The sequence below is a fragment of the Cupriavidus sp. P-10 genome (genome assembly GCF_003402535.2).
Classification (GTDB): Bacteria; Pseudomonadota; Gammaproteobacteria; order Burkholderiales; family Burkholderiaceae; genus Cupriavidus.
In genome coordinates this window covers 1,827,907-1,839,667 of the sequence record NZ_AP025171.1, presented here as the reverse complement: position 1 = coordinate 1,839,667, position 11,761 = coordinate 1,827,907, and the positions used below count along the sequence as shown (strand labels likewise).

The window sequence follows — 11,761 nt, the reverse complement described above, 5'->3', positions numbered from 1 at the left end:
CCGCTGCGAGGTGCCCCGCGCGTTGCCGTGGTCGGGGGGCTCACGGCTGGCCTCCCGGCTGCGCCAGCAGCTTGCGCAGCAGGCGTGCCAGCCCGCTGACCGGCAGGTCGATCCACGCCACCCGGTTGGCGGCTTCGTAGTCGACCTCGTAGGCGGCGCGTTCGAGCAGGAACAGGTCCAGCAGCGGCTGCAGCTGCGCCGGGTCGGCCCAGGGCGCTGGCGACGCTTCCATATGCTGGCGGTAGCAGTTCAGGAAGGCCTCGTTGGCGGTGGTGCGGAAACGATCGAGCAGCAGCGCGCGGCGCTCCGCCAGTTGCGGCGGCAGCTCGGTATGGGTGCGTTCCTGGCGGTCGGTGCCGACGGTGGCGGCGGCATAGTCGAGCGAGCGCAGCAGGCCGGCCACGTCGCGCAGCGGCGAGGTCTTGCGCCGGCGCCAGTCCAGCGGCATGCCAGGCTCGCCTTCGAAGTCGACCAGGTAGGTGTCGCTCTGCGCGATCAGCACCTGGCCCAGGTGGAAGTCGCCGTGGAAGCGCGTCTGCAGGCTGCCGGGCGCCGCCGCGGCCAGTTGCGCGACCAGCGCGGGCAGCGCGTCGCGCGCGTCCCTCAGCGTCTGTACGTCGGCGTCGAACGCCTGGCGCACCGAGCCCTGGACGCTGTCGGCACGCTTGTCGACGAGCGCCAGCGCGCGTTCCAGCGCCTGCATGGCCTGCGCGGCCCAGTCGCGCGCGTCGGCCTCGGTGGCGGGCACCGGCGCAAAGGCCTCGTCGTCGGACGGGCGCGCCAGCACGGCATGCAGCTCGGCCAGGCGACGCCCCAGCGTGCCCGCCAGCGCGGCGTAGCCATTCATGGCTTCGGCGAACTCGTCCTCGCTTTCCTTGGCCGGCAGCGCATCGTCGATGACGCGGCTCAGGTAATCCAGGGTCCAGTCCCAGCCGTTGCCCTGGTTCAGGATGTAGCCCTGCAGCAGCATCAGCGTATGCGGTACGCCGTCGGCGCCGGTGCGCACCACCTCGCCCAGCAGCGGCGCCGAGTGCGCATAGCCTTGCGCGGTCAGGTAGCGCGTCATCTCGGCCTCGGGATGGATGCCGCCGGAGAGCCGCCGCACCAGCTTGAGCACCGCGGTGTTGTTGTATGACAGAGAGCTGTTCGACTGCTCGGCCGACATCCACTCGATCGGGTCGCGTTCCAGTTCCAGCGCGGCCAGGCCCGGTTCGGCGCGGAAACGGATCCGGTCCGGGCCGGCCTGCAGCTCCACGCCCTTGCGCAGCGCCTGCACCACCTCGCGCGCAAACGGTTCGACCACGAAGCCGTCGGTGGCCAGCCCTACGCGGCTGCCCTGGCGCACGCGCGCCATCGACAGCCCATGCGCCAGCTGCGATACGCCGTCGGCGCTCTCGCGGTCCCACAGGATGCCGACTGGCAGCTGGTAGCGTTCGGTGCGTCCTGACAGCGCCACCTCGACTTCGCCAAGGTAGACATCCTCGCCATTGCTGCCGCGCGTGAAGGGCAGCAGGTACGCCATGCCGACGCGCTCGATGCGCTCGTGCTTGCTGCCGAACCAGCGGCGCCGGCTGATGTAATGGGGCAGCACCTCGGTGGCCAGGGCACGGCGCGACGCATCGGTCAGTTCGGGGCGGCCGATGTTCTGCATCACAAGGGTGATCTGGTCTGGCATCTGCTCAGGCGCCTCCACGTGCCACGAAGGCGGCTGCGCCTCGTCGCTCAGTACGAACCAGTAGAAGCCATAGGGAGGCAGCGTCAGCAGGTAGGTCAGCGTGCCGATGGCGGGGAAGGGCGTGGCGCCCATCATCTCGACCGGCACGCGGCCATTGAAGGCGGACAGGTCGAGCTCCACCGCCTGCGGCGCGCGCGACAGGTTGGCCACGCACAGGATGTGTTCGCCCTCGTGCTCGCGCAGGTACGCCAGGATCTTGCGGTTGCCGGGAAACAGGAAGCGCAGCGTGCCGCGGCCAAATGCGCGGTGCTTGCGCCGCAGCGCCAGCATGCGCCGCATCCAGTTGAGCAGTGAATGCGGGTCGCGCGCCTGCGCCTCCACGTTGACGGCTTCGTAGCCGTACAGCGGCCCCTGCAGTGGCGGCAGCACCAGCCGCTCAGGGTCGGCGTGCGAAAAGCCGCCGTTGCGGTCGGGCGACCACTGCATCGGCGTGCGCACGCCGTCGCGGTCGCCCAGGTGGATGTTGTCGCCCATGCCGATCTCGTCGCCGTAGTAGATCACCGGCGTGCCCGGCATCGAGAACAGCAGGCTGTTCATCAGCTCGATGCGGCGGCGGTCGCGCTCCATCAGCGGGGCCAGCCGGCGGCGGATGCCCAGGTTGATGCGCGCGCGCCGGTCGGTGGCGTAGACCTCCCACAGGTAGTCGCGCTCGCTGCTGGTCACCATTTCCAGCGTCAGTTCGTCATGGTTGCGCAGGAAAATGGCCCACTGGCAGTTGGGCGGCACCTCCGGCGTCTGCCGCATGATGTCGGTGATCGGGAAGCGGTCTTCGCGCGCGATGGCCATGTACATGCGCGGCATCAGCGGGAAATGGAAGCACATGTGGCATTCGTCGCCTTCCGGTTCGGGGCCGGTCAGGCCAAAGTACTGCTGCGCGTCTTCCGGCCACATGTTGGCCTCCGCCAGCAGCATGCGGCCGCGAAAGTGCTGGTCCAGATGCGCGCGGATGCTGCGGATGACGGCGTGGGTCTCGGGCAGGTTCTCGTTGCTGGTGCCTTCGCGCTCGACCAGGTATGGCACCGCGTCCAGCCGCAGCCCGTCGATGCCCATGTCGAGCCAGAAGCGCATCACCGACAGCACTTCGTTGAGCACCTGCGGGTTGTCGAAGTTCAGGTCGGGCTGGTGTGAATAGAAGCGGTGCCAGAAGTACGCGCCGGCGACAGGGTCCCAGCTCCAGTTCGACTTCTCGGTGTCGCAGAAGATGATGCGCGTGCCGGCGTAGGACTGGTCATGGTCGGACCAGACGTAGTACCTGCGCGCGGCCGAGCCGGGCTTGGCCTTGCGTGCCCGCTGGAACCACGGGTGCTGGTCGGAGGTGTGGTTGATGACCAGCTCCGTGATCACGCGCAGCCCGCGCGCATGCGCCGCGGTGACAAAGCGGCGCGCCTCGGCCAGCGTGCCGTAGTCGGGGTGGACGCTGCGGTAGTCGGCGATGTCGTAGCCGTCGTCGCGGCGCGGCGAGGGGTAGAACGGCAGCAGCCAGATCGTGTCAACGCCCAGGTTGACCAGGTAGTCGAGCTTGGCCTGCAGGCCGGCGAAATCGCCCACGCCGTCGCCGTTGGCATCGAAAAAAGACTTGATGTGCAGCTGGTAGATGACCGCGTCCTTGTACCAGAGCGGGTCGGCGTTAAGCAATGCGGCGCTGGCGGTTTCGGTGAGGCGTTTCATCCGTGTCTCCACGTATGCCGGTCAGGCGCCGTGCGGGTCGGTCGACACCGGGGCGGCGGCGGGGCGCGGCGCCGGCCGGTCCAGCGGGCGTACCTGCCACACCGCGAAGGGCAACTGCGCCGGGTCGAGGCGGATGCGCTGGTGCTTGCCCTGCAGCTCGAAGCGCTGGCCACGCATCAGGTCGTGCACGGCCACGCGCGCATGGTCGGGCAGGCCCCATTCCCACAGCGGCAGTTCGATGTCGGTCTCGTGCGCGCTGCGCGGGTCCAGGTTGATCGCGCCCAGCAGCACGTCATCGCCGAACAGGTAGTCGGTGCCGGGAACGAAGCGCGCGAACCACAGCACCGCATCGCTGCCGGCATGGTAGAAGCGCAGCCCCAGGTGGCTCTGCAGCGCGGGGTGGCCGGCGCGGATCTCGTTCAGGCGCGAGATCTCGGCGACGATGTTGCCGCGCTGGTGCCAGTCGCGGGCGCGCAGCTGGTACTTCTCGGAGTCGAGGTATTCCTCGCGCACCTTGCCGTCGAGCACGAACGGTGCGCTCTCGCACAGCTCGAAGCCGTTGTACATGCCCCACAACCCCGACAGCAAGGTGGCCAGCGCCGCGCGGATCAGGAACGCAGGGCGGCCGCCGTGGTGCAGGAAATAGGGATTGATGTCCGGCGTATTGACGAAGAAGTGCGGGCGGAAGAATTCGCGCAGCGGGCCCTGCGTCAGCTCGGTCAGGTACTCGGTCAGTTCCCACTTGGTGTTGCGCCAGGTGAAGTAGGTGTACGACTGGCTGAAGCCCAGCTTGGCCAGCCGCGCCATCATCTTCGGCCGCGTGAAGGCCTCGGCCAGAAAGATGGTGTCGGGGTGGCGGGCGCGCACGTCGGCGATCATCCACTCCCAGAACGGCAGCGGCTTGGTATGCGGGTTGTCCACGCGGAAGATGCGCACGCCGTGGTCGGCCCAGAACATCACCACGTCGCGCAGCGCCTGCCACAGCGCGGCGCCGGCGGGCGGCGCGGCGTAGAAGTCGACGTTGACGATGTCCTCGTACTTCTTGGGCGGATTCTCGGCATAGCGCAGCGAGCCGTCGGGGCGGTGCGCGAACCATTCTGGATGGTCTTTCAGCCACGGGTGGTCGGGCGAGCACTGGATCGCGAAGTCGAGCGCGATCTCCAGCCCGTTCGCGGCGGCGGCATTGCACAGGCGGCGGAAATCGTCGAACGTGCCCAGCTCGGGATGCAAGGCATCGTGCCCGCCCTCGTCGCCGCCGATCGCATACGGGCTGCCCGGGTCGTCGGGCTCGGCGCGCAGGCTGTTGTTGCGGCCCTTGCGGTGGGTACGGCCAATGGGGTGGATCGGCGTGAAGTAGAGCACGTCGAAGCCCATTGCGCGGATGGCGGGCAGCCGTGTGATGACATCGTCGAAGGTGCCGTGGCGCTGCTCGTCGTTGCTTTGCGAGCGCGGGAACAGCTCGTACCAGCTGGCGTAGCGCGCCGCGAGACGGTCGGCCTCTACCGGCAGCGCCACCGGGTGGCGCGAGGCGAACTGCCTGCCCGCCGGGGTGGCCATGTGAGCCTGCATGGCGGCCGCGGTGCGGGGCGACAGCAGGATCTGAAGACGGCGTTTGTCATCGCCCGCCGCGGCGGTCAGGTCCTCGACGATGGCGGACAATTCGCTGTCCGACGCAGGCTTCTGGCCGTTCTTCCTGCCATTGCCTTTCTTTCCGTTCTTGCCGCTCTTGCCCCCGGGACCCAGCAGCGCGTCCGCAATCAGTCGTGCGCCTTCCTCGGTTTCCAGGCTGACGTCGAGCCCGGCCGCGCGCTTCTTGCTGATCTCGTCGAGCCAGCTGGCATAGGCATCGCGCCAGGCCTCGACGGTGAATTCATGGCGGCCCAGCGCCACCAGCGGAAAACTGCCTTGCCAGCGGTCGTTGACCACGGGCTGCAGCGGCTCTTCGTGCCAGTCGGTCTCGCCCGGGGCACGCCACAGTACGACGGCGGCGAGCTTGTCGTGCCCGTCCATCCAGATATCGGCGCTGACGTCCACGCGTTCGCCCACTACGCGCCGCACCGCGAAGCGGCCGTCGTCGCAGGCGGGTTCGACGCGTTCGATGGCGACGCGCGGCGCTTCCATGGCGGCGACCACGCTGCCCAGCCCGGTTGCGGCCAGGGTCTCGTGTCCGTGCGGCGCGCGCGCATCGGCGCGTGGCATGCCGGGCCGGGTCAGCGGCACCGGCGGCGCTTCAAAGAGGCGGATGTCGGCGGGGGCAAGCGTGATCGACCCCAGGGCGTCGAGCCGGTTGCTGGCATTCACCGTGCCGCCGGGTCCGCCTGGCGTGGCTTCAAGGTGGGCGCTGGCGTGCGGCAGCGCGCTCAGCATGCGGTCTGCGCCAAGCGTGCCGGGTGCCATGGGATCGGGATTGACCACCACCATCAGCGCCGCGGCGCCATCTGGCTCGGCAAAGCCGTTGCCCGTGGCCGGATCCGTGCACAGGCCGTTCGGTGCGGGCAGCCGCGCCAGCACCGTGAGCGGCGCCTCGGGCCCGCTGAGCAGCCGCACCGCCAGCGCCGGCGCGGGATCGCGCGAGGCGAGCCAGGTGGTGGCCTCCAGCAGCTCATGCGTGATGTCGTATGGCGCCCCGTCCTGGCCGGCGCCGTCGGGAGCCAGGGGGTCGCGTGCAAGTGCGCCACCGGTCTCGAAACCGGCTGGCACCAGGATGCCGTCGCCGATGGCGGCGGCGGTCCACAGCGCGCGCCGTGCGCTCAGCGCATCCTGGCTGGCAGGGGTCAGCGCGGGTGCGGCCAGCACCCGGCCGAAGCGGCGCAGCCGCGCGATCTCCTCGGTCAGCCAGGCGCTGCGGAAGTCCCACCACGGCAGCGAGCAGAAGGCGCCATCGAAGCCGGCGGAAGCCAGGTCGTCGAGCTGCGCGGGCGTCAGGCCGGGCGTCCACGCCAGCAGGAGCGGCGTGCCGCGCGCTTCGGGCGGGGTGGCGTCGTTGCGCAGGGTGTCGGCCAGCGCTGCCCAATGCCTGCCGGGCACGCGTGCCGGCGCGCGACAGCAAAAGCCGGCAGCGCCCGAGGCCCATGCCAGCCGCAGCCGCGCGGCCCACCATTGCACCAGCGCTTCGGCCACGCGCGGGTCATGCCAGCGCAGGCGCGCGCCGGGCAGATGGTTGTCGGTCTCGTGAGGCGCGAAAGCGGGGGCCGCGGCATCGATCCAGTCGGGATCGGTGGCGCCTTCCCCGTCGGTGCCGGAGCGGTCCAGTGAAATGTCGAGCAGCGGCGCCAGCCCATGCCGGCTGCACGCCGCCAGCGTGTCAGTCCCGGACAGGTGCGGCCAGCCGCCGATCAGTACGTGGTCGAAGCCCAGCGCCGCCACGCGTTGCAGGGCGTGTTCGTCGGCGTCCGGCGTTCCGGTCAGGTCCATCTGGCAGATCCGCACAAAATCCTCCCGGTGGTTCGCTCCGGCGGAGCAACAATGTCCCGCCCGGCGCCAGACGGCCAGCCGGCGGGATGGCACACCCATGCGAAGTGCGTGCCAGCGCGCCTGCACGATTGAAGATATGCGGCGGAGCCCGGCCGCGCCAAAGGATTTCCGCCGAAAGGCAATGTGCGCCTGACGCTACCGCTTGTAAAAAGTACCGGCTTCGCCATGACCGATGGCAAGAAGCTGCCGGGCGAGGGCCGGGTGCCACACACGCGGCCCGAAGGCGCATTGCCCGGTACGCTTCTTGCCCGCTGTCACGATGGACCAACCGGGGAAACGTGCATGGACTGGTGGCTGGAGGCTACGCAGTGGCCGGCGATGGTGGTGACGGTGCTTGCCACATGGCTGGTCGGGTCGCGCTCCATTGCGCGGCGCCGCGCAGGTTTCTGGGTGTTCATGGCCAGCAACGTGCTGTGGATCGCCTGGGGATGGCATGGCGATGCCTACGCGCTGATCGTGCTGCAGCTGGCGCTGATCGTGATGAACCTGCGCGGCATGCGCGAAGCGCGCAAGGCCGGGCAAGCGGCATCGCACCGGGCCTTCAACGCGGCGCGCGACAGCACTGGCAACGCGGGCGCGGGGCCACTATCCTTGTCCGGCGCCGACATGCGCCAGCTGCGGGGCGACCGCCGGCAACCGCCGGGCTCGGCCGGCCCTGATCGATGACTCTACGGGTCCGGCCGCGGACCAGGCAGGTGTGCGATGGCAAAGAAAAAGATCCTGGTGCTCAACGCGCTCATCGCGGTCTCGCGCGAGGGCGAACACGATTGCCGGCGCGCGGCGCTCGCCGCTGCCAATCCGCATCTCAAGTCGGTGCTGACCAGCCGCGCCAATGCCTTTGCCCTGGCGGCGCAGGAACTGCAGGCGTGCCTGCTGCAGCTCGGGCAGTTGCCGGAGGCCATGCCGGCCGCGGCGTGCAGCGCCGGCTCCGGCAAGCACCGTTCGGATCGCGCCATCCTGCACGCGGTCAGCAAGGGCGAACAGGCGGTGCAGCGGCGCTATGCACGCGCGCTCCGCGCGCACGTGCTGGGCTCGCGCCTGCGCGCGGTGGTGCGGCGCCAGTACCGCGGCGTGCAGGTCAGCCATGAGCTGTTCCGGGTGCTGCGCGAACAATACCGTTCGCAACCGTCGCAACCGTCGCAACCGGCGCGTCCGTAAGGGAACAATCGGGACACTGTCTCATCCACCATGCCCACTGCTGCTGCAGACCTGCAAGCGTTCGAACATGCCGCGCGCCTGGTGCTGATGTACGGCCTGGTGCCGCTGTGGCTGCTGGCCGGCGCGGGCGACTGGCTGTGCCACCGCCTGACGCACATCGAGCGCAACGCCGGCGTGCGCGAATCCTGGCTGCACATGCTGATGCTGGCCGGGGTCGGCCTGCCCCTTCTGATGGTGCTGTTCCTGGAGGTCAATGCGCTGGTGATCGCCGTGGTGCTGGCGGCGCTCGTGCTCCACGAGGCCACGGCGTGGTGGGACGTGCAGTACGCGAGCAAGCGCCGCCGTATCGCGCCGGTCGAGCAGCATATGCATAGCCTGCTCGAAGTCCTGCCGATGGCTGCCGCCTCATATGTGGTGGTGATGTACTGGGGCCAGTTCCTGGCGCTGTTCGGCGCGGGCAGCGAACCGGCGCGGCTGGCGCTGGCATGGAAACCCGCACCGCTGCCGCCGGGCTACCTGGCCGGACTGTTCGTCGCGGTAGCCTTGCTGGCCGGCCTGCCTTACCTGGAAGAGTTGTGGCGCTGCCACCGCTGGCGCAAGCGCGAGCGCGAAGCCGCGCTGGCGCAGGCGACCCGGGCGCTGCGCGGGGATACCTAGGCAGCGCCCATCCGGCGTGAGCCCGTCCGCTGCAGCTCCGCCGGGATCGCGCTTACTGCTTGGGCGCCGGGTCCGGTGAATCGCCCTTCGGGCCGCTTGGCGCATCGGCGGTCGGTGCCGACGGCGTGCCCTGTTCGCGTGGCTTCTTGCTGCGGGCGGTGTTTGCCTCCTTGCCGGATTTCGCCTTGGACTTCTTGGCGGTGTCCTTGGTGGTGTCGGCCGGTGCCGTGGTCATGTCGGTGGCGGCTGGCTGGTTGCGCGAAGCGCCGGCGCCTTCGATCGGTGGCGCGCTTGGATTCGGCGCGGTAGGCGAGGCCGGAGCCTGTTGGGCGAAGGCCGGCAGGCAGAGCGCGGCGCCGACGACCAGTGCCGTGGTAGCGAGGATGCGTTTCATATGGGTCTCCATTGCAAGACTACGTCGGTCGGGCCCAGGGCCCTGGGTTATGCCGTTGCGCCGCGAGGCGTGGCCGGCAATTCAGTCGCGGGCCGCGGTGCGGTTGCCTTCGCCGCGGCGCGCCAGTTCGTGGTAATGGCAGATCCGGGCCAGCGCCCAGTCCGCCGCGGCTTCCCGCACGGCGTTGCGCTCGCCGGGGAAGCGCCGGGTTTCCGTGAACACCGCCACGCCCGCCGGCGCCGCCAGCACATCATGGCCGGCATGGCCGGGCCGGCGGAATACCCACGCAAAGCACTGCGTGCCGGCCGGCGTGTCGCCATCGCCGCCGTCATCGGCGACACCAGTGTTCGCCAGAGCCAGGTCGGCGCCGCTGAGTTGCATCGCGCCAAGCGCCATCGCCATTGATACTTCTTCGCTGGTCAGGCCGTGCCGGCGGATGGTTTCCGTGGGCACACGCAGCAACTGCTCCTTGGCCGACGGCGAATACGCCACGATGGCGCAATACAGGACATCGCCGCAGCCCGGCACCTCGGCGATGCGCGAGGCGATCAGTCCCGCCGTGCACGATTCCGCGGTGACCACGTGGATCCCTTGGCGCCGCAGATAACGGGCGACGCTGCGGTGATCGCCGGAGCCGGTGGCAGCCTCGGGGCGGCTCATTGACGCGCACTCCGGGGCCGGACCGGCACCCCATTGCCGCGCGACACGGTCGGCGTGGCCGCAGCCGGGCTTTGCTTCGCGGGCTCGTCGTCCCTGGGCTGGCGCACGAACGTCACCTTGCCGTCGCGCTCGAGCACTACGCGCGTCAGGTCGGCAAAGCTGTCGGTCTGCAGCGTCGCGCGCAGGTTGGCTTGCAGGTCTTCCTCGGTCAGCATGGCCCGGCGCACCCGCCCGCTATCCAGCTCCCCCTGGCTCAGCAGATCGAGCGCATGCCCGCCGGTGAGACGGTCGAAGGCGGGATAGCGGCCCGACAGCCAGCCCACCGCGCGGTGCAGCAGTACCAGCACGAACGCGGCGGCGAAGGCCACCGCGAACGACGTCGCACCTACCACCACGCGCGCCAGCACCGCGCCCAGCAGCAGCACGATGCACAGGTCGAACGAAGACTTCTGCGCGAAGGCCCGGCGCCCCGCCAGCCGCAGCATCGCCCAGGTGCCGACGAAGACTATCGCGGCGCGCACCGCGCCTTGCCACCACAACAGGTCATCGCCTTCGCCCACGGCGTTTCGCATCAGATCGGCCAGAATTTCCACGATGTCCATGTCGGCACCCGGAGTGGAATTTATGGCAGCGGCGGCAGGTTCCGTGCCAGCGTGGTGTCACCGGCCAGGCGCCGCCCGGGCGTCGTGCCCGCGTCATTGGCGCGCCCAAGCGGGGAAAAATGTACATGCAGCGTCAGCCGGGACCTTGTAAAAGCTGCGTGGCAGCGCGCGGCGCACTTGGTGACGGACGATGGCGTCTATCTTGCATGTCCGGTAGCAGGGCATGCACGAGAGAACCAACGGAGACACCTATGCCAGACCCGACGCACAAGCCGGACCCGCCGGCGCCGGATGCACCCCGCAAGCCGCGGCATCCGGGCGACCCCGCCGACGTGCGCAAAGGACAGGTGACCGGGCCGGTTCCGCGCGACACCTTCCGGCAGCGCTTCATGGCGCGCTTCACCGACCCCGCATACCGCGCGGAGGATGATGCGCTGGCGCGGCTTGAGCGCATTGCGTGGGAGGCGTACCAGGAAGGCCGCAAGGCGCCGCTGAAGCGCAAGGCGGGACCCGGCTTCGCCGATCCGGACTATGAGTTGTCCGACGAATGGCGTGCCGCCAGCGAGGCGATCCGCGCGGCCCAGCAACGCCAGGCCGACCCCGCCACGCCGTCGCGCGTGCTCCTGGTCTGTGCCGCCGCGCGCAACGACTACACCTGCCCCGGCGAGATGTCAAAGTCCTGGCGGCTGGCACAACGTGCGCGCGCCACGCTGGAAGCGCAGGCGATGGAAGTCGATATGCTCGACCTGAGCCTGCTGACCTCTGATGCCGACCTGCACATCCATCCATGCAAGGGCTGCGTCTCGACGTCGATGCCGCTGTGCCACTGGCCGTGCAGTTGCTACCCCAACCACGCGCTCGGCCAGGTCAACGACTGGATGAACGAGATCTATCCGCGCTGGGCCGGCTGCCATGGCGTGCTGATCGTCACGCCGGTCTACTGGTACCAGGCCACCAGTCCGCTGAAGCTGATGATGGACCGGCTGGTCTGCGCCGACGGTGGCAACCCGGATCCGACCAGCACGCAGGGCAAGGACGCGGTGCGTGCCAAGTCGGTCGAACTGGCGGGGTGGGACTACCCCAAGCACCTCGCAGGCCGTACCTACGGACTGGTGGTCCACGGGGACGTGGCCGGCATCGAAGGCGTGCGTCGCGCGCTGTCCGACTGGCTCGACTGGATGGGCCTGGTCGATGCCGGGCAGCAGGCTCGGCTGGACCGGTTTATCGGCTACTACAAGCCCTATGCCACCAGCCACGCTGAACTGGACGAGGATGAAGGCGTGCAGGTCGAGGTGGATAACGTGGCACGCGCGCTGGCGTGCGCGGTGCAGCAGCTGCGCGCCGGCAAGCTCAGCGAGCCCGACCGCGGCCTGCTGCCGCCGCGGCAGAAATAGCGGTGCTGTAATTAGCGGT

9 protein-coding genes are annotated in these 11,761 nt (G+C 69.6%); 4 read left to right on the top strand and 5 right to left on the bottom strand.

The window, feature by feature from the left end; translation table 11 throughout:
- Positions 1-40: 40 nt before the first annotated feature.
- On the bottom strand, positions 41-3,403 hold the full coding sequence (treS, locus tag CTP10_RS25315) for a maltose alpha-D-glucosyltransferase (protein ID WP_116321456.1): 3,363 nt from the start codon (positions 3,401-3,403) through the stop codon (positions 41-43).
- A 21-nt stretch (positions 3,404-3,424) separates the two neighbouring features.
- The gene (locus tag CTP10_RS25310; protein WP_233528231.1) at positions 3,425-6,817 is read right to left on the bottom strand and encodes an alpha-1,4-glucan--maltose-1-phosphate maltosyltransferase; all 3,393 of its coding nucleotides are present in this window, start codon (positions 6,815-6,817) and stop codon (positions 3,425-3,427) included.
- A 342-nt stretch (positions 6,818-7,159) separates the two neighbouring features.
- Here CTP10_RS25310 and CTP10_RS25305 point away from each other — a divergent pair, with 342 nt between their 5' ends.
- The 3 genes from CTP10_RS25305 to CTP10_RS25295 are packed head-to-tail and all read left to right on the top strand — an operon-like array spanning position 7,160 to position 8,692.
- A complete protein-coding gene (locus CTP10_RS25305) occupies positions 7,160-7,543 on the top strand; it encodes a hypothetical protein (RefSeq protein ID WP_116321454.1) in 384 nt (127 codons plus the stop codon).
- Between the two features lie 36 nt (positions 7,544-7,579).
- The gene (locus CTP10_RS25300) at positions 7,580-8,035 is read left to right on the top strand and encodes a PA2169 family four-helix-bundle protein (RefSeq protein WP_116321453.1); all 456 of its coding nucleotides are present in this window, start codon (positions 7,580-7,582) and stop codon (positions 8,033-8,035) included.
- Positions 8,036-8,065: 30 nt separating this feature from the next.
- Positions 8,066-8,692, top strand: a complete 627-nt coding sequence (locus CTP10_RS25295) for a diguanylate cyclase (protein WP_116321452.1) — start codon at positions 8,066-8,068, stop codon at positions 8,690-8,692.
- Positions 8,693-8,744: 52 nt separating this feature from the next.
- Here CTP10_RS25295 and CTP10_RS25290 read toward each other — a convergent pair whose 3' ends face one another.
- From CTP10_RS25290 to CTP10_RS25280, 3 genes are all read right to left on the bottom strand, one after another.
- Positions 8,745-9,086 (bottom strand): hypothetical protein, encoded by a 342-nt coding sequence (locus tag CTP10_RS25290; RefSeq protein ID WP_116321451.1) that lies wholly within the window; start codon positions 9,084-9,086, stop codon positions 8,745-8,747.
- An 81-nt stretch (positions 9,087-9,167) separates the two neighbouring features.
- On the bottom strand, positions 9,168-9,746 hold the full coding sequence (locus CTP10_RS25285; protein ID WP_116321450.1) for a CinA family protein: 579 nt from the start codon (positions 9,744-9,746) through the stop codon (positions 9,168-9,170).
- A complete protein-coding gene (locus CTP10_RS25280; RefSeq protein WP_116321449.1) occupies positions 9,743-10,348 on the bottom strand; it encodes a DUF421 domain-containing protein in 606 nt (201 codons plus the stop codon). Before CTP10_RS25280 ends, CTP10_RS25285 begins: the two co-directional genes overlap by 4 nt.
- Before the next feature lie 251 nt (positions 10,349-10,599).
- Between CTP10_RS25280 and CTP10_RS25275 the strand changes: the two genes are divergently transcribed.
- A complete protein-coding gene (locus CTP10_RS25275; protein WP_116321448.1) occupies positions 10,600-11,742 on the top strand; it encodes a flavodoxin family protein in 1,143 nt (380 codons plus the stop codon).
- Positions 11,743-11,761 lie beyond the last annotated feature (19 nt).

Bases quoted from the DNA above. Each gene is read 5' to 3' on its own strand.
- treS (WP_116321456.1), bottom strand. From the start codon at position 3,403: ATGAAACGCCTCACCGAAACCGCCAGCGCCGCATTGCTTAACGCCGAC.
- CTP10_RS25310 (WP_233528231.1), bottom strand. From the start codon at position 6,817: ATGGACCTGACCGGAACGCCGGACGCCGACGAACACGCCCTGCAACGC.
- CTP10_RS25305 (WP_116321454.1), top strand. From the start codon at position 7,160: ATGGACTGGTGGCTGGAGGCTACGCAGTGGCCGGCGATGGTGGTGACG.
- CTP10_RS25300 (WP_116321453.1), top strand. From the start codon at position 7,580: ATGGCAAAGAAAAAGATCCTGGTGCTCAACGCGCTCATCGCGGTCTCG.
- CTP10_RS25295 (WP_116321452.1), top strand. From the start codon at position 8,066: ATGCCCACTGCTGCTGCAGACCTGCAAGCGTTCGAACATGCCGCGCGC.
- CTP10_RS25290 (WP_116321451.1), bottom strand. From the start codon at position 9,086: ATGAAACGCATCCTCGCTACCACGGCACTGGTCGTCGGCGCCGCGCTC.
- CTP10_RS25285 (WP_116321450.1), bottom strand. From the start codon at position 9,746: ATGAGCCGCCCCGAGGCTGCCACCGGCTCCGGCGATCACCGCAGCGTC.
- CTP10_RS25280 (WP_116321449.1), bottom strand. From the start codon at position 10,348: ATGGACATCGTGGAAATTCTGGCCGATCTGATGCGAAACGCCGTGGGC.
- CTP10_RS25275 (WP_116321448.1), top strand. From the start codon at position 10,600: ATGCCAGACCCGACGCACAAGCCGGACCCGCCGGCGCCGGATGCACCC.